21 protein-coding genes and 1 pseudogene are annotated in these 21120 nt (G+C 61.5%); 17 read left to right on the forward strand and 5 right to left on the reverse strand.

What is annotated here, in order from left to right; all coding sequences use genetic code 11:
- Window position 1: 1 nt before the first annotated feature.
- The 10 genes from livM (at window position 2) to purB (ending at window position 10091) form a co-directional block, all read left to right on the forward strand.
- Window positions 2-1396 carry a high-affinity branched-chain amino acid ABC transporter permease LivM gene (gene livM / locus IOC82_RS06280; RefSeq protein WP_290545328.1) on the forward strand — a complete coding sequence of 465 codons (1395 nt, stop codon included), beginning with the start codon at window positions 2-4 and terminating at the stop codon, window positions 1394-1396.
- Between the two features lies 1 nt (window position 1397).
- Window positions 1398-2270: an ABC transporter ATP-binding protein gene (locus tag IOC82_RS06285; protein ID WP_290545329.1), complete on the forward strand. Its 873-nt coding sequence runs from the start codon at window positions 1398-1400 to the stop codon at window positions 2268-2270.
- Complete coding sequence (locus IOC82_RS06290) at window positions 2267-2989, forward strand: ABC transporter ATP-binding protein (protein ID WP_290545330.1); 723 nt, start codon at window positions 2267-2269, stop codon at window positions 2987-2989. The genes IOC82_RS06285 and IOC82_RS06290 overlap by 4 nt, the downstream gene beginning before the upstream one ends.
- 3 nt (window positions 2990-2992) lie before the next feature.
- Window positions 2993-3334 carry a DUF6867 family protein gene (locus tag IOC82_RS06295; protein ID WP_290545331.1) on the forward strand — a complete coding sequence of 114 codons (342 nt, stop codon included), beginning with the start codon at window positions 2993-2995 and terminating at the stop codon, window positions 3332-3334.
- Window positions 3335-3466: 132 nt separating this feature from the next.
- Window positions 3467-4582, forward strand: a complete 1116-nt coding sequence (locus IOC82_RS06300; protein ID WP_290545332.1) for a branched-chain amino acid ABC transporter substrate-binding protein — start codon at window positions 3467-3469, stop codon at window positions 4580-4582.
- Between the two features lie 131 nt (window positions 4583-4713).
- Window positions 4714-5856: a branched-chain amino acid ABC transporter substrate-binding protein gene (locus tag IOC82_RS06305; RefSeq protein WP_290545333.1), complete on the forward strand. Its 1143-nt coding sequence runs from the start codon at window positions 4714-4716 to the stop codon at window positions 5854-5856.
- 12 nt (window positions 5857-5868) lie between these two features.
- A complete protein-coding gene (locus IOC82_RS06310) occupies window positions 5869-6108 on the forward strand; it encodes an Lrp/AsnC ligand binding domain-containing protein (protein WP_290545334.1) in 240 nt (79 codons plus the stop codon).
- Between the two features lie 45 nt (window positions 6109-6153).
- The gene (locus tag IOC82_RS06315; protein WP_290545335.1) at window positions 6154-7776 is read left to right on the forward strand and encodes an AAA family ATPase; all 1623 of its coding nucleotides are present in this window, start codon (window positions 6154-6156) and stop codon (window positions 7774-7776) included.
- The gene (locus IOC82_RS06320) at window positions 7770-8549 is read left to right on the forward strand and encodes a DUF2259 domain-containing protein (protein ID WP_290545336.1); all 780 of its coding nucleotides are present in this window, start codon (window positions 7770-7772) and stop codon (window positions 8547-8549) included. Before IOC82_RS06315 ends, IOC82_RS06320 begins: the two co-directional genes overlap by 7 nt.
- 234 nt (window positions 8550-8783) lie before the next feature.
- Window positions 8784-10091 carry an adenylosuccinate lyase gene (gene purB, locus IOC82_RS06325; RefSeq protein WP_290545337.1) on the forward strand — a complete coding sequence of 436 codons (1308 nt, stop codon included), beginning with the start codon at window positions 8784-8786 and terminating at the stop codon, window positions 10089-10091.
- Window positions 10092-10146: 55 nt separating this feature from the next.
- On the opposite strand, the pseudogene IOC82_RS17145 reads toward purB, so the two are convergent.
- Window positions 10147-10542: pseudogene (locus IOC82_RS17145) on the reverse strand (L,D-transpeptidase); the annotation flags it as partial.
- 179 nt (window positions 10543-10721) lie between these two features.
- Between IOC82_RS17145 and IOC82_RS06330 the strand changes: the two are divergent.
- Genes IOC82_RS06330 through IOC82_RS06340 form a run of 3 tightly spaced genes read left to right on the forward strand, consistent with a single transcriptional unit; the run spans window position 10722 to window position 13750 of the window.
- The gene (locus IOC82_RS06330; RefSeq protein ID WP_290545338.1) at window positions 10722-11735 is read left to right on the forward strand and encodes a hypothetical protein; all 1014 of its coding nucleotides are present in this window, start codon (window positions 10722-10724) and stop codon (window positions 11733-11735) included.
- Window positions 11736-11777: 42 nt separating this feature from the next.
- Entirely contained in the window at window positions 11778-12473 is a 696-nt protein-coding gene (locus IOC82_RS06335; protein ID WP_290545339.1) for a response regulator transcription factor, read from the forward strand.
- Window positions 12470-13750 carry a HAMP domain-containing sensor histidine kinase gene (locus IOC82_RS06340; protein WP_290545340.1) on the forward strand — a complete coding sequence of 427 codons (1281 nt, stop codon included), beginning with the start codon at window positions 12470-12472 and terminating at the stop codon, window positions 13748-13750. The genes IOC82_RS06335 and IOC82_RS06340 overlap by 4 nt, the downstream gene beginning before the upstream one ends.
- A 14-nt stretch (window positions 13751-13764) precedes the next feature.
- Here the strand turns inward: IOC82_RS06340 and IOC82_RS06345 are convergent, their stop codons facing one another.
- A complete protein-coding gene (locus IOC82_RS06345; RefSeq protein ID WP_290545341.1) occupies window positions 13765-15009 on the reverse strand; it encodes a hypothetical protein in 1245 nt (414 codons plus the stop codon).
- A gap of 147 nt (window positions 15010-15156) precedes the next feature.
- On the reverse strand, window positions 15157-17595 hold the full coding sequence (locus IOC82_RS06350; protein ID WP_290545342.1) for a DUF4238 domain-containing protein: 2439 nt from the start codon (window positions 17593-17595) through the stop codon (window positions 15157-15159).
- 110 nt (window positions 17596-17705) lie between these two features.
- Between IOC82_RS06350 and IOC82_RS06355 the strand changes: the two genes are divergently transcribed.
- Complete coding sequence (locus tag IOC82_RS06355; protein WP_290545343.1) at window positions 17706-18035, forward strand: hypothetical protein; 330 nt, start codon at window positions 17706-17708, stop codon at window positions 18033-18035.
- Here the strand turns inward: IOC82_RS06355 and IOC82_RS06360 are convergent.
- Window positions 18032-18805: an aldolase/citrate lyase family protein gene (locus IOC82_RS06360; RefSeq protein WP_290545344.1), complete on the reverse strand. Its 774-nt coding sequence runs from the start codon at window positions 18803-18805 to the stop codon at window positions 18032-18034. The genes IOC82_RS06355 and IOC82_RS06360 overlap by 4 nt on opposite strands.
- Window positions 18806-19129, reverse strand: coding sequence for a DUF1476 domain-containing protein (locus IOC82_RS06365; RefSeq protein WP_290545345.1), 324 nt, complete (start codon window positions 19127-19129; stop codon window positions 18806-18808).
- Between the two features lie 230 nt (window positions 19130-19359).
- On the opposite strand from IOC82_RS06365, the gene purC reads away from it, so the two are divergent.
- From purC to purQ, 3 genes are read left to right on the forward strand one after another with little or no spacing between them, the layout of a single operon-like run.
- Window positions 19360-20139 (forward strand): phosphoribosylaminoimidazolesuccinocarboxamide synthase, encoded by a 780-nt coding sequence (purC, locus tag IOC82_RS06370; protein WP_290545346.1) that lies wholly within the window; start codon window positions 19360-19362, stop codon window positions 20137-20139.
- Window positions 20136-20378, forward strand: a complete 243-nt coding sequence (gene purS, locus IOC82_RS06375; protein ID WP_290545429.1) for a phosphoribosylformylglycinamidine synthase subunit PurS — start codon at window positions 20136-20138, stop codon at window positions 20376-20378. The genes purC and purS overlap by 4 nt, the downstream gene beginning before the upstream one ends.
- A gap of 1 nt (window position 20379) precedes the next feature.
- Window positions 20380-21042, forward strand: a complete 663-nt coding sequence (gene purQ, locus IOC82_RS06380) for a phosphoribosylformylglycinamidine synthase subunit PurQ (protein WP_290545347.1) — start codon at window positions 20380-20382, stop codon at window positions 21040-21042.
- Window positions 21043-21120 lie beyond the last annotated feature (78 nt).

A 21120-nucleotide genomic window follows, 5' to 3' on the forward strand; every position in this document is an offset into this window, starting at 1 on the left:
CATGACTGCGCAAGACGTCTCCGCGCCCAGGGCGCAGGCCTACGACTGGAGTGCCATCATAAAGGACCTGATCGGCACGGCTATCGTGTCGCTGCTGATCATGGTGCCGATGGTCGCCTACAAGTCGGTCATCACGCAATATTCGCTGGTGCTGGTGTCGCGTTGGACCGAAGTTTTCGCTGTGCTGGCGCTGATCCTCGCCACGCGTCTGGCGCTGCACCTCTTCGTGTGGAACCGGGCGCCCTCGCCCGTCACCGCGGCGGCCAAGCCCGCAGGGACTGCCAAGGCCACGCTGCCGGAGAAAATCGGGCCTTGGGTTTTCCCGGTGCTCGTCGCCTTTGCGGTGTTCCTGCCCCTTATCTTCAACTTCGAGCGCCGCCCCATCGACCTCGGCATCTATATCCTGACCTACATCATGCTGGCCTGGGGGTTGAACATCGTGGTGGGCCTCGCCGGCCTTCTCGACCTGGGCTACGTCGCCTTCTACGCGGTGGGCGCTTATGCCTATGCACTGCTTTCGACCGTCTATTTCCCCTACTGGTTCGGCGACGGCGTCGTGCCCTGGGCTTTTTATATCACGCTGCCGGTTGCCGGCCTGCTGGCCGCGCTGTGGGGGGTGATCCTCGGCTTCCCGGTGCTGCGCCTGAGGGGCGACTACCTCGCCATCGTGACGCTGGCCTTCGGCGAGATCATCCGCCTGGTGCTGATTAACTGGTTCAGCTTCACCAACGGCCCGCAGGGCATCACGGTGCCGAAGGCCACCTTCTTTGGCCTGCCCTTCGCGCGGGGTGAGGGGAGCTTCTCGGACTTCTTCGGCATCGAGTTCAACCGCATCCATTACTTCGTCTTTCTTTATTACGTCATCCTGGCGCTGGCGCTGCTCACCTATTTCGTCACCAACCGTCTGCGCCGGCTGCCTATCGGGCGGGCCTGGGAGGCGCTGCGCGAGGACGAGATCGCGTGCCGCTCGCTCGGCATCAACACCACGAACACCAAGCTCACTGCCTTCGCCATCGGCGCCATGTTCGGCGGCTTCGCGGGCTGTTTCTTTGCCACCCGCCAGGGCTTCGTCAGCCCTGAAAGTTTCGTCTTCATCGAGAGTGCCATCATCCTTGCCATCGTGGTGCTGGGCGGCCTGGGTTCGCAGATCGGCATCGTCTTCGCAGCGATCGCCATCATGGGGTCCTTCGAGCTGTTCCGCGAATTGTCGGTGTTCGAGAACTATCTGCCCGAGGGCACCGACCCCGTGCACTTCCGCATGCTGGCGGTGGGCCTTGCCATGGTGCTGATGATGCGCTTCCGGCCACGGGGCTTCGTGACACGAAGGCAGCCGACCGTTTTCCTCAAGGAGCGCAAGGCCGTTTCGGGCGATCTCGTCAAGGAAGGACACGGCTGACATGGCAACCGCGACCAAGACCCCGGTGCTTTCCGTCGAGCACGTGACGATGCGTTTCGGCGGCCTCACCGCCATCTCGGATCTGTCCTTCGAAGCCTACCCCAACGAGATCACCGCGCTGATCGGCCCCAATGGCGCTGGCAAGACCACGGTGTTCAACTGCATCACCGGCTTTTACAAGCCGACCGGGGGAAAGATTGCGCTTCGCCATGCCGACGGGATGGAATTTCTGCTCGAGCGCATGGACGACTTCCGGATCTCGCAGCATGCGCGCGTGGCCCGCACCTTCCAGAACATCCGCCTGTTCTCCGGCATGACGGTGCTGGAAAATCTCATGGTCGCCCAGCACAACAAGCTGATGCTGGCGTCGGGCTACACCATTGCCGGCGTACTCGGCAGCGGCCGCTACCGCCGCGCCGAAAAGGCGGCGATCGATCTCGCCAAGTCGTGGCTTGAGAAGGTGAGGCTCATCGACCGCGCGGACGATCCGGCGGGCGACCTGCCCTATGGCGACCAGCGCCGCCTCGAAATCGCGCGCGCCATGTGCACCGAGCCACGCCTGCTCTGCCTCGACGAACCGGCGGCAGGCCTTAACCCGCGCGAGTCGGAGGAACTCAACAAGCTGCTGCGCGCCATACGTTCCGAGAATGACGTTTCGATTCTGTTGATCGAGCACGACATGAGCGTGGTGATGGGCATTTCCGACCACATCGTGGTGCTCGACTATGGCCAGAAGATCTCTGACGGCGATCCCCATCATGTGAAGACCGATCCGGCCGTCATCCGCGCCTATCTCGGCGTCGACGAGGAAGAGGAAGAAAAGGACGCGCTGGCCGCCAAGGCGGTTGCCGAAGCCCTGGGAGACCAAGCATGACCGAACCGCTTCTGAAGGTCCGGGGCGTGCAGACCTTCTACGGCAAGATCCAGGCGCTGAAGGGCATCGACATGGACGTCAATGCCGGCGAGATCGTCACCCTCATCGGTTCCAACGGCGCGGGCAAGTCCACCCTGATGATGACCATCTGCGGCACTCCGCGCGCCCGCGCGGGTTCAATCACCTTCGACGGCAAGGACATCACCAAGACGGCCGTGCACAAGATCGCCCAGCTCGGCATATCGCAGTCTCCCGAAGGCCGCCGCATCTTCCCGCGCATGACGGTGCTCGAGAACCTGCACATGGGCGCCACGGTGAACGATCCGAAGTATTTCGACGATGACCTCGCCCGGGCCTTCAAGATGTTCCCCATCCTGGAAAAGCGCCAGGGCCAGCGCGGCGGCACGCTGTCGGGCGGCGAGCAGCAGATGCTGGCCATTGCCCGCGCGCTGATGTCACGTCCGCGGCTTCTGTTGCTGGACGAGCCGTCGCTGGGCCTCGCTCCCCTCATCGTCAAGCAGATCTTCGAGGCAATCAAGGAGCTCAACCGCACCGAGGGCCTCACCGTGTTCCTGGTCGAACAGAACGCCTTCCACGCGCTGAAGCTCGCGCATCGCGGCTATGTGATGGTCAACGGCAAGATCACCATGTCAGGGACCGGCAAGGAGCTGCTGTCGAAGCCGGAAGTCCGCGCCGCCTATCTTGAGGGAGGTCACTGAACCATGTGGCTCGTTGGCGAACAAAACATCTGGATCTTCATCATCCTCACCCTGATCGGCGGCGGCGGAGCGGCCTTCCTGGCTGGCCGCGGCCTGGCGTCAAAGTGGCGTCCGGTCTGGATGCCCATCCTCGCCATGGTGCCGCTGACCATGGGCCTGCGCTTCCTGCATTTCGCGCTGTTCGGCGAAGAACTGGCTTCGCTCCAGTATTTTCTCGTCGATTTCGTAATCCTGCTCGCCTTTTGCATGCTGGGCTACCGTATGACGATTGCCAGCAAGATGGTCAGGCAATATCCGTGGCTGTATGAAACCGCCGGTCCGCTCGGCTGGAAGACCAAAGGTTAACAATCATTTACCCCCTTTCCAAGACGCCGTGTTTGCGCAAATATGGCGGCTAAGATGACGGCCCGTGGTCCGTCACTTCGCGTGGAACGCTCCACGAAAACAGAACGCCTAAATTCTATCAGGGAGACAGTAATGAAGAAATTCCTCTTGACTGGCGTCGCCATTGGCTTTGCCGCAGCCCTCAGCGCCGGCTCGGCGCTGGCTGATATCACGGTCGCCACCGTGGGCCCGATCTCGGGCCAGCTCGCCGCTCTTGGCGAGCAGTACAGCCAGGGCGCCAAGAAGGCGGTCGCCGACATCAACGCGGCGGGCGGCGTCAACGGCGAGAAGCTGGTGCTCGAGATCGGCGACGACGCCTGCGATCCCAAGCAGGCGGTGAACGTCGCCAACCAGATGGCCTCCAAGGGCGTCAAGTTCGTCGCCGGCCACCTGTGCTCGGGCTCCTCGATCCCCTCTTCGAAGGTTTACGAGGAAGAGGGCATCCTGATGATCACCCCGGCGTCCACCAACCCCAAGCTCACCGATGAGGGTGGCTGGAACGTGGCCCGCGTCTGCGGCCGCGACGACGCCCAAGGCAAGGTCGCCGGTGCCTACATCGCCAAGGCCTTCGCCGGCAAGAAGGTCGCCATCGTCGACGACAAGTCGGCCTACGGCAAGGGCCTCGCGGATGAAACCCGCAAGGCGCTGAACGCGGCTGGCCTCACCGAAGCGCTCAACGAGTCGATCAACGCCGGCGAGAAGGACTATTCCGCCCTGGTGTCGAAGCTCAAGGACGCCGGTGTCGATGCCGTCTACTTCGGCGGCTATCATCCGGAAGCCGGCCTCATCCTGAAGCAGATGGGCGAACAGGGCCTCAACGCCAAGATGTTCTCGGGCGACTCGATGAACAACGTCGAGCTCTGGACGATCGCCGGCCCCGCCGCCCAGAACATGTTCTTCACCTTCGCGCCCGAGCCCCGCAACATTCCGGAAGCCAAGGCGATCGTCGATGAGTTCAAGAAGGCCGGCTACGATCCGGAAGGCTACACCCTCTACACCTATGCCGCCTTCCAAATGTACAAGCAGGCAGCCGAGGCGGTGAAGTCGAACGACAACCAGAAGATTGCCGAGTGGCTGCGCGCCGGCAATCCGACCAAGACCGTGCTGGGCGACATCACCCTCGACAAGAAGGGCGACATCGTGAACCCGGTCTACGTCTGGTACAACTTCAAGGACGGCAACTACGCTGAAGTTCCTGACATGAAGTAACCGGCTCTTGATCCGCGTGCCCGCCGCAAGGCTGGCGCGGGTGAGAGACATGAGACCCGCGCGCCCCGGTGCGCGGGTCTTTTCTTGCGCGCTGACGGTGAAAACCCGATACTCCGGTTAACCGAAGGACCATGATGACCACAGCCCGTCTCACCCTCCTCCTGCTGCCCCTGCTGCTGAGCGCGCCTCCCGCCCTGGCCGATATCCTGATCGGCGCGGCGGCCCCGCTCTCCGGACCCTATGCAGGTTTGGGCGAGCAGCTGCGCCGCGGGGTGCAGGCGGCGGTCGAGGACCTCAACGCCACCGGCGGCATCAAGGGCGAGAAGCTCGCCGTGCAATTCGCAGATGACGGCTGCGATCCGCGCAAGGCGATCGACGCCGCCACCTCCTTCGTCTCGGCGGGCGTCAAGGCGGTGATCGGCCATTATTGCTCCGGCGCCTCAATCCCGGCCTCCAAGGTCTACCAGAAGGCCGGCATCCTCCAGATCAGCCCGGCCTCGACCAACCCCAAATTCACCGACGAGGGCGGCTGGAACGTCATCCGCCTCGTGCCGCGCGACGATGCGCAGGCCGTGGCCGCCGCGGCCCTCGTCACGGACAGGTTCGCCGGACGGAAGTTGGCGGTGGTCAGCGACCAGACGGCGGCCTTCACGGCGCTTGCCAACCGGTTCACGGCAGCCCTGCAGCAGAGGGGCGTCACCCCTGCCCTGCAGCTCAGTTTCAAGGCCGGCGCCAAGGATTTCGGCTCGCTTGCCAAACAGGTGGCGGAGTCCGGCGCGGGCGTGGTCTATCTCGCGGGCTCCTATGTCGAGGGCGGCCTCATCGCCCAGGCGCTGCGCGCTGCGGGCTCCCAGGCCCAGATCGTGTCGGGCGACAGCCTCGTCACCGAGGACTATGGCAACCAGGCGAAGGACGCCGCCAACGGCACGCTGTCCACCTTCACCTATGACGCCCGCAAGTTCCCCGCCGCCCAGGGCCTCGTCCAGCGCCTGCGTGCGGCAGACCAGAACCCGGAGGGCTTCACGCTCTATGCCTATGCCGCCGTCCAGGCGCTCGCTGCCGCGGTGGAGGCGACGGGCACGCTCGACAGCACCAGGCTTGCCGAATGGCTGCGCGGCGGCAACCGCTTCGACACGACGGTGGGCCCCGTCAGCTTCGACGCGCGGGGCGACCTTGCGAACCCCGCCATCGCGTGGTTCAAGTGGGTCGACGGCCGCTATGTCGAGGTCGATCCCAGAACCCTGCTGCCCCCCGTACTCGACACAACACCCTGACCGGAGCCTCCCATGCGTGCCTTCTTCGTCCAGATCAAATGCGAGCTCGGCAAGTCCTATGACGTGGCCACCGCCATCGCCGATGCCGAAATCGCGTCGGAAATCTATTCCACGGCAGGGGGTTGGGACCTGTTGGTGAAGTTCTACCTGAAGGAGGATGAGGACGTCGGCCAGTTCGTCTCCCACCGCATCCAGACCATTCCCGGCATCCGCGACACCTATACCCTCATCACCTTCAAGGCCTTCAAATAATCAACCCCAGCTTGACATTTTGGGCGTTGTTGGCGTGAGTAGAGCATGCCAGAAATCACTCCAATAAAGTTAGAAATTCCCTCCGTAGACCAAAATCCTGATGAGGTTCTGCTAAATCCAGGCGACGTTGTTTTCGTCATGGGAGAAAACGGAGCTGGAAAATCTAGCCTTCTTCAAAGGATATTCGCGACGCATTGGCATTCTGCCCGCCGCATTTCCGCCCATCGACAGAATTGGCTTTACTCTAACCTATCTGCCTTATCTGCAGCAGACAGAAACAATGCGGGTCAAAACATAAATCATCACGACACAACTCCACACTCCCGATGGAGAGACGATTATTCTACCCAACGACCGCAGATCACACTTTACGACCTAGTCGATGCGCAGAATGCTCGAGGTCGGGGAATCGCGGCCGCCGCAGATGCAGGAGATTTGAATGAAGTTCAGAGGTTGAGCAAGGAACGGGCACCACTAAGCACAATTAACCTGCTCATGCAGAAATCAAATCTCCCCATTGAACTGAGTATAGGCAGTAGCGGCGAAGTACTCGCATCTAAGAATGGGTCCTATCCATATAGCGTTGCTGAATTGTCAGACGGTGAAAGGAATGCAGTATTGATCTGCGCTGACGTCCTCACTGCGAAACATGGAACATTACTTCTTGTCGACGAACCAGAGAGACACCTTCACAGGTCGATCATTTCCCCTTTACTAACCGCACTGTTCAACACGCGGCCGGACTGCACTTTTGTCGTATCCACTCACGATGTCACTCTGGCTATAGACAACCCAGATTCCAGGACGCTGCTACTGCAGTCATGTCAATACGCTCCCAACGGAATTGTAGCTTGGGACTATAAGCTATTTGGCCCTGAGCACGGGATCTCAGAAGAGACAAAGAAAGCTATTCTGGGAGCGCGAAGAAGACTCCTCTTTGTAGAGGGGCGCGAGAGAAGCCTTGATCTAAGTCTGTATCGCATCCTTTTCCCTAACATGACTATAGTGCCCAAGCAGAATTGCAGGGAAGTTATCCAGTCAGTTGTGGGTCTGCGTTCGTCCAAATCGCTCCATTGGCTTGAAGTATTCGGCCTAATTGATGGAGATCAGCGTACCCCGGTCGAAATCGAGGAACTAAGGAGCAAGGGTGTCTATACACTGCCACTCTATTCGATAGAATCTGTTTATTATCATCCAAAAATCTTCGAAGGTGTCGCAGAACGAAAATGCCAGATAACTGGTGACGACAAGGAGTTAGTCGTTGAAAACGGGAAAGCAGCAGCGATCGCGTCGCTGCGAAATCACCGGACCAGATTATGTCACAAGGTGGTAAGTAGATCGATAACTCATAGGATATTCGCCTCGCTTCAAACCCAGGATGCCATAGAGAAGCGCGACGTCATCACCTTCAGAGTAGATACAGGAGAGTTATTGAAACGCGAGGAGGAGCGGTTTGACCGGTTAATTGAAGAGAAGAACCTCGATGGCCTCCTTTCGATCTATCCACTGCGAGAAACGCAGGCTCTGGGCTTGATGGCCGGAAGCTTGGGTCTTCGGCTATCAGAGTACGAGAAAGCTGTGCGTAAACTGCTGCTTGAAGATAGCCAGATTATTCAGTTTGCTAGGGGCATAGTCGAGCCATTACTCGAAGAGTTAGGTGAATGTTAAAATTCTTTCGCAATCTGTGTCGACCAAGGGTTACAAACTACTACGCTGCTCTACTTCTCGCCCTCGGTTCTGCCCGCGCGCTGGCGGCAGACGGGGCGGCCTTCAATGCCATCGGCTATTCGCCTGACAGCCGCTACTTCGCCTTCGAGCAATATGGCGTGCAGGACGGCTCGGGCTTCCCCTACTGGGATGTCTTCGTCATCGACCTCAAGTCCAACGAATGGGTCAAGGGCTCACCCTATCGCGCCCTGATCGAGAGCGAGCAGGCGAGGCCCGCCGCCGCCCGCGACCAGGCCCATGCCGCCGCCGCACCCGCCCTCCAGGAACTCGCCATCACCGAGCCCGCCGAACTGATCGCCGCCAATCCGGCGACCGAAGCCGTGCCGGAACGCGAGCGCCTGATCTTCGACCGCTGGTATGAAAGCCTCGGCGCCAGGTCTGGCCAGAAGAGCCAGCTCGGCGTCCGCTTCGAACTCTCCGTCGAGAAGATCCCTCTCTCCCGCCCGCCCAAATGCCCCGAGGGCGACGGCGAGAGTTACGGCGTCCGCGTCAGCCTCAAGGACCTGCAGACGGGAAAGAGCCGAGTGATTCACGAGGACAAGGCGATCCCCGACAGCCGCAACTGCCCCGCCGCCTATGACGTCGCCGCCGTGGTGGCCCAGACCGGCCTGCCGGTGACTGACCGGCTGGTGGCCATTATTGGCGTCTATGCCAGGGGCTTCGAGGGCCTGAACCACCGCTTCATCGCCGTGCCCTTCACCATCAGCGACTAGTTTCGTCTTCTCCCGCGTCTTCAGCGGGAGAAGAAGGGACCCGTTGCGCGAGCAACGGGGAGATGAGGGGACATCGGCAAAGACGCTGGAGCGAACTTCCCCTCACCTACCCCGACGGCGTCGGGGCCCCCTCCTCTCCCGCTGCGCGGGAGAGGACGCGACAGTCCAACTTCGCACTCGCACAAAACCTCCCGATTTGTTAAGCGGACGCCAACCGACGAGAGGCTTGCCCCGATGATCCCGCGCTACACCCGCAAAGAAATGGCCCAGATCTGGGAGCCCCAGACGCGCTTCAGGATCTGGTTCGAAATCGAGGCCTATGCCACGGAAGCGCTCGCGGAACTGGGTGTCGTGCCGAAGCTCGCTGCAGCGGTCATCTGGGAGAAGGGCAAGGACGCCGTCTTCGACGCCGCGCGGATCGACGAGATCGAGGCCGTCACCAAGCATGATGTGATCGCCTTCCTGACCCACCTGGCCGAAATCGTCGGCCCCGAGGCACGTTTCGTGCACCAGGGCATGACCTCCTCCGACGTGCTGGACACCTGCCTTAACGTGCAACTCGCCCGCGCAGCCGGCCTGCTGATCGAGGATGTGGACGGCCTTCTTGCCGCCTTGAAGCGCCGCGCTTTCGAGCACAAGAACACCGTTTGCATCGGCCGCAGCCACGGCATCCATGCCGAGCCCACCACCTTCGGCCTCAAGCTGGCCCAGGCGCATGCCGAGTTCCAGCGGGCGCGTGAGCGCCTGGTGATGGCCAGGAAGGAGATCGCCACCTGCGCCATCTCCGGAGCGGTCGGCACCTTCGCCAACATCGACCCGCGCGTCGAGGAATACGTGGCGGAAAAGATGGGCCTCACACCCGAACCGGTGTCGACCCAGATCATCCCGCGTGACCGCCATGCTATGTACTTCGCGGCGCTTGCCGTGATCGCCTCGTCGATCGAGCGGCTGGCCACCGAAATCCGCCACCTGCAGCGCACCGAGGTGCTGGAGGCGGAAGAGTATTTCTCGCCCGGCCAGAAGGGCTCCTCCGCCATGCCGCACAAGCGGAACCCGGTGCTGACGGAGAATCTCACCGGCCTCGCCCGGCTCGTGCGCTCCGCCGTCATTCCGGCACTCGAGAACGTGGCGCTGTGGCATGAGCGCGACATCTCGCATTCTTCCGTCGAGCGCGGCATCGCGCCGGACGCCACGATCCACCTCGACTTCGCGCTGAAGCGGCTGACCGGCGTCATCGGCAAGCTGCTGGTCTATCCGGAAAACATGCAGAGGAACCTCGACCGCCTGGGCGGCCTCGTCCATTCGCAGCGCGTACTGCTGGCTCTCACCCAGAAAGGCATGAGCCGCGAGGACGCCTATGCCGCCGTGCAGCGCAACGCCATGCCGGTGTGGCGCGGCGAAGGCAACTTCCTCGGCCTCCTCAGGCAGGACAAGGATGTCTCCGCCCTGCTCTCCCCCGCCGAACTCGAAAGTCTTTTCGACCTCGGCTATCACACCAAACACGTGGACACGATTTTCCGCCGCGTGTTCGGCGAAGCCTGATCAGTTCACGATGGTAATGCCGGTGGCCTTTGAGCCCGTGCTTCTGCGCCAGCGCATAGAGCTTCGCGGCACTGCGCGGATAAAGCCGCACGCAGCCATGCGATGCGGGGCGGCCTCGCTGGTTGAGGTAATAGGTGGCGTGAATGGCGTAGCCACCAAGATAGAAGATCGAATACCACACCGGCGAATTTTCGTGTTTCCGCGCGTGGTGCATCTCGTTCAACATGAACGGACGCCGGCTGACGCTTGGCGTATGGTAGCCCTCGCGCGCAGTGGACGCCTTCCAGCGGCCACGGGACCACCCATCGACGTCCACCGCCATGGTCTGGCTGGATAAATAGACTTCAATCTGAACAACCCGCACGGACTTGGCTTTGGCGGAGGCCAGGAAAAGGCCAGGCTGAACGAGCACCAGCGCCACCACGGCAAGCACGGCGGTCAATCTGCGCATGACGTCTGCCCTTTTTTCGATTCTGACGGTCCATGATGAGTTGCCGGATCCATGTTTCAATATCGAATGTTACAAGGATTGACGTCGACGGAATGGCCAGGCCCCTCCCCGGCCCCTCTTCCGCAATGTTCCGGCAATCCCGGCCCTCAACCTAACGGCGCACAAAGAGAGGGTATCAGATGAACGTAAGATCGAATGTCCGGCTGATCAGTTCCATGTCCGTGCTCTGCCTGATGCTGGCTCCGGCCCATGCGGCCGACGCAAAAACCACCGGCAAAAGCGATCTCAGCCTGGAGATCGGCAACCGCTTTTGGATTGGCCAGATGTCTTATGACTACAAACTCTTTGACAACAAAACCGGACTGATGGATTCGCGTCTCCGCTGGTCGGACGTGAATACCCTGTCGAACGAGACGACGTTCCGCGTCACCCATCAGAAAAGCGGTGTTTTTCTTAAAGGCTATGCCGGCCTGGGCGCAAATTTTGGCGGCTCGCTCGATGACGAGGATTATATCTACAATTATCCCACCCCTGATGGCCCGTTTACCGGGAAGTTCCTGGATACCTACTCGAGAGGCAGCCGCGACACTAACTTCTATGGCGTTGTCGACCTTGGGATCGCCGTGCCGCTGCCGCAACAGTGGCCACTGCATCTATCGGGCTTCGTAGGCGGGTTTGCCCAGAAACAAAGTTTGCTGAGCAAGGGGGTTCGCTGCAACGCCGACGAAGCGAATCAGATCGCGTGTCAGGCGCCGCCTGGCGCCGTGATCGTCCCCTTTGACCAAAAGTCCATCGGTTTTGAGACCACCATGTATGGCGCGCGGGCAGGCCTTGAGGCCGTGCTTGATATCAGCGATCAACTGACATGGCGGAACGAGGCAGCTTATGTCTTCGCCGGCAACTTCAAGCTGGAAGACAGCCATTATCTGCGGACCAAGGAACTCGGTCCCACGCCCAACTTCGTAGATGATGGAAACGGCCTTGACGGTTATCAGCTCGAAACGGAAATCTCTTGGGCATTCACCGGGAGCCTAAGCGTCAATGCCGGCGCAAGATACTGGCGATTGAATTCCGGAAAGGCCGATGGGGTCGCAGGGGCACAATTGCCACCGGACCAGCGGATCAGAGAAAACTATTCCCGGAGCAAAATCGATCAGTATGGCGTGATGGTTGGCCTGGCTTACAAGTTTTGAAGGAAATCCGAAGCTCTTGCGTGCTCCACCATCAGGTGTTCCATGCGTGTATTGATTGTCGAGGACGATGAGGTTCAGGGCGCCGCCATCGCGCGCCGCCTGGAGGAGGCGCGGTTCACCTGCGACTGGGTGCGCGATCTGGGCGGCGCTTCGGCGGCAATGCGGGCCTACCCTTACGAGCTGGTCGTGCTGGACCGTCAGCTTCCGGATGGCGATGGGTTGCAGCTGGTGCGGGAAGCCCAGTCGGGCAAGTCTCAGCCGCGCTTCATCATTATCAGCTCGAAAGGCGACGCCAGCATGCGTGCCCACGGGCTAAAGCTTGGCGCCGACGACTATCTTTCAAAGCCCTTCGAATTCGATGAATTGCTGGCGCGGGTGCGCGCCTTGTTGCGCCGTTCGAGGGCCGTGCAAGCGGGTGTCTTGAAGCTCGCGCAGATTGAGCTCGATCTGGCGGAGTGCCAAGTCAAATGCGGCGGGCAGCCGTTGCTGCTGCCGCGCGGGGAGTACCTGATCCTGCAGACCCTGATGCTGCGCGCCGAGCGGGTGACCACGCGGCAGGCGCTGGAAGACTCGGTCTACAATATGGAAGACGTCAGGGAATCGAACACGCTCGACGCCCAGGTCTCCCGCCTGCGCCGCAAGCTGAGGGAGCAAAACGCCGGCGTCAGCATCGTGGCGCTGCGCGGCATCGGCTATCTCCTGGCCGGGCTGCAGCATCCGGATGAGGAGTCGCCGTGAGCCGCGCCGCCACGCCTTCCCTGACTTCGGCGCTCGTGAGGCTCATGCTGCGCTGGCTGCTGGCGATCGAAATCGTCCTGATCGTGGGTGTTGTCGCGGTTATCGCGGCGGGCTTGCGGTGGGATTTTTCCAGCCCGCTGCCCGGCGCGATGGTGGCCGTGTCCGAGCTGCGGGAGCAAGCGGAGATCGCGCCAACCGGCGAAATCACGCTTCGCGACGCCACGTATCTCAACCGGCTGGAGAGCGAAAATCCCGGTTTCTGGTACCGTGTCATCGGGCCCAAGAACGAAGTCCGTTCGGGCCTCGCCGACGGCCCCGACTCGGTGCCGCCGATGAAGCTTGGCGACGATGGCAAAGTCATGCGGCTCGATGAGGCCGATAACGCGGCCACCGTCTGGTCGGGAGACGGCCGGATGCTGGTTGGCGCATCGGGCGCGGCCACCGGCTGGGCCGATGTGCTCCGCTTTTTCTGGCTCGAAACGTCCGGCTATATCGCGCTGCTGCTGCTTCTGCCCCTGCTCGGCGGCGGGCTGGTCATCCTCGCTTCGATCAAGCCGATACGCGCCAGGCTCATGGCGCTGCGCCCGCCGGAAGTTCCCGATCTCACGCATGGGCAACGGCTGCCGGCATCCGAACTCCCCACGGAGCTCGCGGGGTTCGCCCAGAACTACAACGCCGCGCTGGACTTCATCGACACCGCCATGCAGCGGCTCGAGTCCATGAGCGGCGATGTGGCGCATGAATTCAAGACCCCGCTCAACCGCATGTGGGTTGCCGCGGACAGGCTGCCGCCGGGCGCGGCGCGGGACGCCATCATATCGGAGTTGCGGACCCTGGCGGATACGCTCAGCGCGCTGCTCAATCTCGCAAAGTCAGGCCTGGAAGGGGCGCCGCGCGAGACCTTCGATCTCGCCGCGCTTGCGCGGACGATCGCGCAGGACCTGGCGCCCGCCGCATTCCGGGCGGGCCGCGACATCTCCTTCGAAGCGGAAGCGCCATGCGAGGTGCATTCCAACCCAGCCCTCGCCGGCATCGTCATCCGCAACCTGATCGAAAATGCCATCCGTCATACCAAAGCCAACGACCGGATTGCGATCAGCACGGGCGCGGGCGCAATCGCGGTGGCAGATTCAGGCAGCGGCCTGTCGCCGGCGGCCGGCAAAACAAGCCGCGGCATCGGCCTCAAACTCACCGAACGCATCGCGAACCACCTCAATGCCAAGGTGATGTTCAGCGAAACGCCAGGCGGCGGCCTTACCGTGAGCGTCCGGTTCTGATCGAAACTGGAGCCTCACCCCGGATCGTGCAGGAACTCGCGGCCAACCTTCACGCGGCGCGCGCCGTCATACCGGATGATGTCGGCGGTGGCGTAGGTTTCGGTAAGCGTCGCCGGCAGGAAGCTTCCCGTGCCCACCATGTCCAGCGGCGCGCGCGCCGCGCCCATGATCTGGCATTTCTGCGGGTCGAAGCCCGATGAGCCAACGATGGTCGCCTGGCGGTAGCCCGCCTGGTCCAGCGCCTGGCGCACGTGAATGATCGACGCCGCCGAAACGCCCTTGCCGAACAGAATGCGGCGCACCTTGTCGACCAGGATGTTGTTGGGGTCGAGCTGGAAGGCCCTACCACCCAGCACCTGTTCCACGATGTTGTATTCGCCCTGCACGCCCAGCCAGTGGCCCACGGTTTCGACCGACTTTTCGTAGTCGAGCCCTTCGGCGAAACGGCCGCCATGGGTGTCGAGCCGGACTCCGAAGCTCTTGCCTTCCCGGTCGAGCCTGGCCTCGTCATAGAACCAGCGCGCACAACGGATCGAATCCGTCACCTCCTGGCCCGTATAGTCGACAAGCGCCGTGAGGTTCCGCGCCTCCGGCAGCGTCGCCGCGAACATCCGCATGGCCATGAGCACGTCGCCGCCGGTGTAGCCCACCAGCGCGTGCGGCATCGTACCCATGCCGGCGCTTGCCCCGAAGAAGGGTGCTGTCAGATCCTGCGATGAGCCGATAAAGCCCTTCACCGCCGGGTCGGCCTTGCGGGCCGCGGCGGAGCCCACCGCCGCGCCATAGGCGGCGAGGATGTTCATCTCCGCGCCCGAGCCGTGGCGGGCATGCATGTCCATGAAGGCGGCGGACGGAATCGCCCGGCACATCTCATAGGCATTGTTGGCCGACACACAGGGAAAGCCGATCTTCTGCAGCATCAGGGTCTCGATCTCGGAGAGCTTCCGCATCGAGCCGGTGACCTCCAGCATCTTGGACTCGGAGGGCACGATGCCGCCCTCGGCACAGAAGCGCCTGATCTCCACGTCCGGCACGAAATGGCGGATCAGCCGGATCGCCGGCTCCAGCGCCGCAACCACGCGGCGGCGCATGAACACCGCGAAGGTGACGCGCGAATCGCCATTGGCGCCGACGATGCGGCTGGTGTTGGTGAAATACTTGTCCGTCTGGGCGGCAACCGGGCCGGCGCAAAGCGCAAGCGCAACGAGGCGGTCGAGAATCGCCTCGGCGCCGGGAATAAGAAGAGCGGCCTTGTCCATGCGCCGCACTGTGGCGCGGAACGCCGCGGGCGTCAAATGGGAGGGGGGACCGCCACCCCACTTTCGTTCTTGTCGACTCCCATGGTTTTGGCTGTAATCAGCGTTATGTCTGATTGGCGATATGCTGCGTGCGAAGCCGAAACTGATTCAGGATACCTTTGCATGATTCAAATTACTTTTGAAGAACAAGGCCATCGGGGCGCTGGCAAGGTGATGTTCCGAGCTGGACATTAAGAGAAGACGATTCACTGTGTTGTCCTGGATGCCACCGGCAGGCCAAAGGCACGATACCCGCGCGTCCGACAGTTGAACTCCTGCCTTCTTAATGACTGACCTCGTTGAAGAATGCACGCGCTTGAATTCCGCATTGAGACTTGCTTCGACATTTGGTTTTGCGCCCCTAGTCGAAAGCGTCGAAAGGTACTTAAAAACGTTTTGCATGACGCGGGGATAGCCTCGAAACACCCCATGCTCCACGAGCGTGCCGATTTGGTGAACATCGTACGGGAGCGCAAACTCAGCTTGGTGCATGCTGGCTCGTAGCAGGGCAAGCGGCGGTACGTCTTGAACGCCGCGCCGAGCAGCCGATATGAGCTCGCGCCACCGGAATATGCTATCGGTAACGATGCTCGAGCCGGTAGCCTGCGCGAGATACATCGTGATTTCAAAGTTTGGCGCCATCTTGAAGAACGGGAGTTGTCCTCCGCCCTTCCCGCCCTCAAGCGATCCCTCCTGCAAAACAGCAAGGGGGTCCCGTTCACGGAGCCTATCGAAGCCATCAAGGACAGCATTGATAGCCTTTTCATCCAATTCAGGAGATTGCCGGACAACTTGCTGCCGAAGCACATTGCGGGGTACCAGAAGTATGCTGCGCTTGAGCTCCTCCTTTATTATTTTCATGAAGTCCCCTTCGTCCTCTGGATCGACTTTCATCCCTTGCGTCCGAAACTTTGCCATTGCGAACATCTGATCGCGCAAATGAAAGTCGAAGTTGCATGGATCAGGAAATAGGGTGACGAGCCCTTGTTCAACGAGCGGCATGATCGCCATGAACAAGACGACTGACTTCAGGAATTCTTGCCGATATGTCCTGGGGTGCTCAAGCGGGCTGAACTGCTTGTTGACGGTCCGCGGGTGGATGAAGGGATGCTCGATCAAAAGGTCGTCGAAGTAGAGAGATAAGCCGAGCGCGCAGTTCGAAATGACCGACGGATGCAGAACCCCGGTGTAAACCGCGCGTGCCGAACCATCAGGCTTTGGAAGCATCGCCAGCAAGTTTGTCTCGCGCGGCCACAGCGCGTCATAGAGACCGTAAATCTCCTTGATCTTGTCGTCGGTGATCTCGCGACGAATAGTGACCCAATCTCGGCCTTCCGCGAGCCCGAGGATACTGGTGATGCCATTGAACAACATCAGATTGCGCTCACGGATACTGCGCTCCTCCCATGTCGGGCGAAGGGCGACTGGTTTATGCTCGCAGCAGGCTCCGAATGCGCGACCCGACCCACAACCGCAGAGATCGCGGCGGTGAGGTGGCTTCAAGGGCGGTTTTTTCTTTAAGAACTCACGTTCCTTTTCAGTCCTCCCAAACGCATCCTGATAGTATACTTCTCCGCTCTCGAAGCGGGCGTACATCTCGCCGCCGAAGTGCCAAAGTCCGTTCTTGGGCGGAAGGAACGCACTGCGCAGGTCGGCCCATGGGTCAGCTGACAATGTCTCCGGGTAGAGCCATTCCTCTTTGCCGGCGGCAATGTATCGCTTCGCTTGCGCCTTGAGCACGCGGTTGACCCGAATGACCTCATCGCTCGTCAGCTTGCGCGTGCGAATTAAAGCGTCAGTGCGCACCATCGAGTTGCGATAGTTTCCGGCGAAAGTCCGCTTCTCGAGCGGGTTGGCTGAATGGTCTTGCGCGTACTCGAGGTTCGTGAGGATGAGACAGAAATTTCGGTTCAGCGGGAAAATCGTTTGCGAGCCCTTCAACGCAATCGAGGGTTCGTTCGGATAGCCGTTGCCCTTTGCATTAGGCGGTACCGCGTAGTTGTAGACGGTTACCGGATGGTCGCTCACAATAAACTTTACGTCGGCGTCCTGCGCTGACACGATTTCTCTCACGCCTTCGGTCCAGATCGTGCAGTGCATCATTCGGATGCCCTGCATCTCGAACATCAGAGCGTTCTTTGTCAGGCGCGGATACTGTGTGCTCAACCAGTCAAGACCTTTGGGCGTTCGGATTTTTTGGATATCAAGATATTCGAAGAACATCGTAAAGTGACGGTGCCATTCGCCGGCATCGTCGCCCACAAAGGCGCGAACTGCGTGCGCACCGCGGGTGTCGATGTCACCGAAGAACTTGCGCTCAATCTCGTCATTTACGGCCGTGCCGGGGAAGGTCGAATAGAGATCCCGTTGACAGAATGCTCTAGACGCTGGCGAGACGAATTTTGATCGCTCTGCGACAACGCGACCATCTGATAGTGCATGCTGGCGTGGACTCAGATCGAGGTAAGTATAGGTATTGCGACCGGGCTCAAAGAAACCTTCCTGGTACCATTGCGGCACATAGTGATTATTGCGTGTGATTGTCATTCTGCAAGATTTTGTTGAGCCAAAATAGTAAACAGGATAGCAAGACTAGCCCAGATTGTACGGTATCACTCTGACTCGGGGCATATTAAAATCATCGATTCGGGAGACCCATGAGCCACCGCCAGCCAAGCCTGTTCGGAGACGATCAGCCGGACCTGTTCGGACCCGCCCCGGTCCAGCCGCAGGTCTACCGGGTGAAGCCGCAGCATGTGATCAACCGCTTCATCGAATTCGACGCCGAGCTGCGGGAGGCGGGCGTCTGGCCTTGGGACGCGCGGCGGCGCGAGGAAGTCCGCCGCCGCACCTGGCCCTATCTCCTGGGCAAGCTCCGCGAGATCGGCTGCGAGGCGGAGGCCGATCACTGGCAGGCCGTGATGGCCGCCCATGCGGAAAGGCTGGACGGGCTGACCCCGCCCGATGAGGAGCCTGCCGGGGCCTAATCCTGCAGCGCCTTGCGGAGCTCGGCTGCCCCCCTCTGCATCAGGTCCACCTCCACCGCCGCGGCAAGGAAGGTGAAGCCCAGTCCGAGATAAGTCCTGATGACCTCCGGACTGCCGCCGAAGGCCCCGGTCACGAGGCCGTTCGCCTTCGCGGCCGCCGCGACCCGCGCCATGGCGGCCAGCGTGTCCTTGCCGGTCTTGTCGATCCCCGCCCCACCGGACAGCGCGATCGACAGATCGGAGGGACCGACGAACAACCCGTCGAGGCCCGGCGTGGCGGCGATGGCCTCCACATTCTCCAGCGCCTCCGCCGTTTCGACCATGGCGAAGACCATGGTCATGCGGTTGCCCTCGCGCAGATATTCGGCGGGGCTCAGACCGGAGGCCTGCTGCGCTGTATAGCCGCCCCAGCTGCGGGAGCCCACCGGCGGGTATTTGGCGGCGCGCGCCAAGAGCTCGGCCTGGGCGCGGCTGTTGACCATGGGGGCGATGACGCAGGCCGCCCCCGCATCGAAGCACTGCCCCGGGGTGGCGGCATCGTTCCACAGCGAGCGCACGAGGGCCGGGCGGCCGGCGGCATTGATGGCGGCGATCATGCCCACCGCGTCGGGAAAGCCGATCATGCCGTGCTGCATGTCAAGGCAGACGCCGTCGAAGGGCAGCCGTGCCACCTGCCCCGCCAGCGCGGCGGAAGGCACCGTCATCCAGCTGAACAGAAATGGCCCGCCGGAGGCGAGCCGCGCGCGGAGATCAAAATGGGCAGCGGCCACTTAAGGGCCAGCCTTGATCTGCTCCACCGCCTTGGCCATCAGCCCGTCCATGGCGCCGCGGATATCCTGGTCGCTCAGGGCCAGACCCTTGGCCTTGAAATCGTCGCGCACCTTGCGGAACACGTCCTCGTCGCCTGCCTCGGCAAAGTCGGCCATGACGACTGACTTTGCGTAAGCCTCCGACTCGGCGCCCGAAAGGCCGAGCTTTTCCGCCGCCCATAGGCCCAAGAGCTTGTTGCGCCGCGCATTGGCCTTGAACTGAAGTTCCTCGTCGAGGGCAAACTTCTTCTCGAAGGCGTCCTTGCGGTCGTCGAAGGTGGTCATGTGGCGCTCCCGTTGGATTTCAGGGACTTGAAATAACCACTGCTCCCCGCCAAATCAACCGCCCGGAGGCCGAAAGGGCAAAGTCCGTTGTGCAGCGCACCACACTGCGTTAAGGACTTCGGACAGGATTGGGGAATTTGCTCGCCTGATCGTGAACAAAACTGGCGAAGACCGCCGTCCGGGGCTAAAGCTCTGGGGGACCCGTCAGGGATTCGATGAGGATATTTCAGATGAACAGCAGGCGCACCCGGATTTACGAGGGCAAGGCCAAGATCCTCTATGAAGGCCCGGAGCCCGGCACCATCATCGTCCACTTCAAGGATGACGCCACCGCCTTCAACGCCCAGAAAAAGGCGGTGATCGAGGGCAAGGGCGTGCTCAACCAGCGCATTTCCGAGTTCATCTTCACCCGCCTCAACGAGCTCGGCATCCCCACCCATTTCCTGCGCTCGCTCAACATGCGCGAGCAGCTCGTCCGCGAGGTCGAGATCGTGCCGCTCGAGGTCGTCGTGCGCAACGTCGCCGCCGGGTCGCTGGCCAAGCGCCTCGGCATCGAGGAAGGCACGCCGCTTCCCCGCTCCATCATCGAATTTTATTACAAGAACGACCAGCTCGGCGACCCGATGGTCTCCGAGGAGCACATCACCGCGTTCAACTGGGCCTCGCCCCAGGAAATCGACGACATGATGCACATGGCGATCCGCATCAACGACTTCCTGTCGGGCCTCTTCCTGGGGATCGGCATCAAGCTCGTCGACTTCAAGGTCGAGTTCGGCAGGCTTTACGAGAACGACATGATGCGCATCGTGCTGGCCGACGAGATCAGCCCCGATTCCTGCCGGTTGTGGGACATCAAAACCCAGGACAAGCTCGACAAGGACCGTTTCCGCCGCGACATGGGCGGCCTGGTCGAAGCCTATCAGGAAGTGGCCCGCCGCTTAGGCATCATCGCCGACGGCGAGAAGCCCGAACGCTCCAAGCCCAAGCTGGTGAAAACGGATTTGCACTGATGAGGGCGAAGATCAAGGTCACGCTCAAGACCGGCGTGCTGGACCCCCAGGGAAAAGCCATCGAGGGGGCGCTGGGGCACTTGGGCTTCGGCGGCGTGGGCGAGGTCCGCCAGGGCAAGTATTTCGAGATCGAGCTGGCCGAAACCGATCACGCCAAGGCCAGGGAGCAGGCGAAGGCCATGTGCGAGAAGCTCATCGCCAACACCGTGATCGAGAACTACGACATCGAGCTCGCTTAAGATGAAATCCGCCGTTGTCGTCTTCCCCGGCATCAACCGCGAGCGCGACATGATGCTGGCGCTCGAGAGCGTCACGGGGACCAGGCCCGTCTCCGTCTGGCATACCGAGACGGAGCTTCCCAAGGTCGACCTCGTGGTCGTGCCCGGCGGCTTCTCCTATGGCGATTATCTCCGCTGCGGGGCCATCGCCGCGCGTTCACCCATCATGCAAGACATTCGAGCCAAGGCCTTGAAGGGGCTCAAGGTTCTGGGCGTCTGCAACGGCTTCCAGATCATCACCGAGGCGGGACTCCTGCCCGGCGTGCTGGTGCGCAACAAGGACCTGCGCTTCGTCTGCCGCCGGGTGAAGCTGAAGGTCGAGAACAACCGGACCTTCTTCACCAACAGGCTGGCGAAGGGCGCGGTGGTCTCCTGCCCCGTCGCCCACGGCGAGGGCAATTACATCTGCGACCCCGACACGCTGAAGCGCCTTGAGGGCGATAACCGCGTGGTCTTCCGCTACGCCGAAAACACCAATCCGAACGGGGCCTTGAACGACATTGCTGGCATCATGAATGAAGCCGGCACCGTCATCGGCATGATGCCGCATCCGGAGAACATGATCGAACCGCTGCACGGCAAGACCGACTGCAGGCCGCTGTTCGAGAGCCTGCTGGCGGCCTAGTTCGCTGGTGTCATCTTGGCGAAAGCCGGGACCCAGCTTTCCGTCCACGCGGTTGCCGCCCAAAGCTGGACCCCGGCT

Source organism: Aestuariivirga sp. (assembly GCF_020252395.1).
Taxonomy (GTDB): domain Bacteria; phylum Pseudomonadota; class Alphaproteobacteria; order Rhizobiales; family Aestuariivirgaceae; genus Aestuariivirga.

Excerpts from the sequence above, each read along its gene's own strand:
- IOC82_RS06365 (WP_290545345.1), bottom strand. The coding sequence starts at position 19,129 with ATGACCACCTTCGACGACCGCAAGGACGCCTTCGAGAAGAAGTTTGCC.
- IOC82_RS06345 (WP_290545341.1), bottom strand. The coding sequence starts at position 15,009 with ATGGACAAGGCCGCTCTTCTTATTCCCGGCGCCGAGGCGATTCTCGAC.
- IOC82_RS06310 (WP_290545334.1), top strand. The coding sequence starts at position 5,869 with ATGCGTGCCTTCTTCGTCCAGATCAAATGCGAGCTCGGCAAGTCCTAT.
- IOC82_RS06295 (WP_290545331.1), top strand. The coding sequence starts at position 2,993 with ATGTGGCTCGTTGGCGAACAAAACATCTGGATCTTCATCATCCTCACC.
- purC (WP_290545346.1), top strand. The coding sequence starts at position 19,360 with ATGAACAGCAGGCGCACCCGGATTTACGAGGGCAAGGCCAAGATCCTC.
- purB (WP_290545337.1), top strand. The coding sequence starts at position 8,784 with ATGATCCCGCGCTACACCCGCAAAGAAATGGCCCAGATCTGGGAGCCC.
- IOC82_RS06335 (WP_290545339.1), top strand. The coding sequence starts at position 11,778 with ATGCGTGTATTGATTGTCGAGGACGATGAGGTTCAGGGCGCCGCCATC.
- IOC82_RS06355 (WP_290545343.1), top strand. The coding sequence starts at position 17,706 with ATGAGCCACCGCCAGCCAAGCCTGTTCGGAGACGATCAGCCGGACCTG.
- IOC82_RS06285 (WP_290545329.1), top strand. The coding sequence starts at position 1,398 with ATGGCAACCGCGACCAAGACCCCGGTGCTTTCCGTCGAGCACGTGACG.
- IOC82_RS06315 (WP_290545335.1), top strand. The coding sequence starts at position 6,154 with ATGCCAGAAATCACTCCAATAAAGTTAGAAATTCCCTCCGTAGACCAA.
- livM (WP_290545328.1), top strand. The coding sequence starts at position 2 with ATGACTGCGCAAGACGTCTCCGCGCCCAGGGCGCAGGCCTACGACTGG.
- IOC82_RS06300 (WP_290545332.1), top strand. The coding sequence starts at position 3,467 with ATGAAGAAATTCCTCTTGACTGGCGTCGCCATTGGCTTTGCCGCAGCC.
- IOC82_RS06290 (WP_290545330.1), top strand. The coding sequence starts at position 2,267 with ATGACCGAACCGCTTCTGAAGGTCCGGGGCGTGCAGACCTTCTACGGC.
- IOC82_RS06320 (WP_290545336.1), top strand. The coding sequence starts at position 7,770 with ATGTTAAAATTCTTTCGCAATCTGTGTCGACCAAGGGTTACAAACTAC.
- IOC82_RS06330 (WP_290545338.1), top strand. The coding sequence starts at position 10,722 with ATGAACGTAAGATCGAATGTCCGGCTGATCAGTTCCATGTCCGTGCTC.
- purQ (WP_290545347.1), top strand. The coding sequence starts at position 20,380 with ATGAAATCCGCCGTTGTCGTCTTCCCCGGCATCAACCGCGAGCGCGAC.
- IOC82_RS06350 (WP_290545342.1), bottom strand. The coding sequence starts at position 17,595 with ATGACAATCACACGCAATAATCACTATGTGCCGCAATGGTACCAGGAA.
- IOC82_RS06305 (WP_290545333.1), top strand. The coding sequence starts at position 4,714 with ATGATGACCACAGCCCGTCTCACCCTCCTCCTGCTGCCCCTGCTGCTG.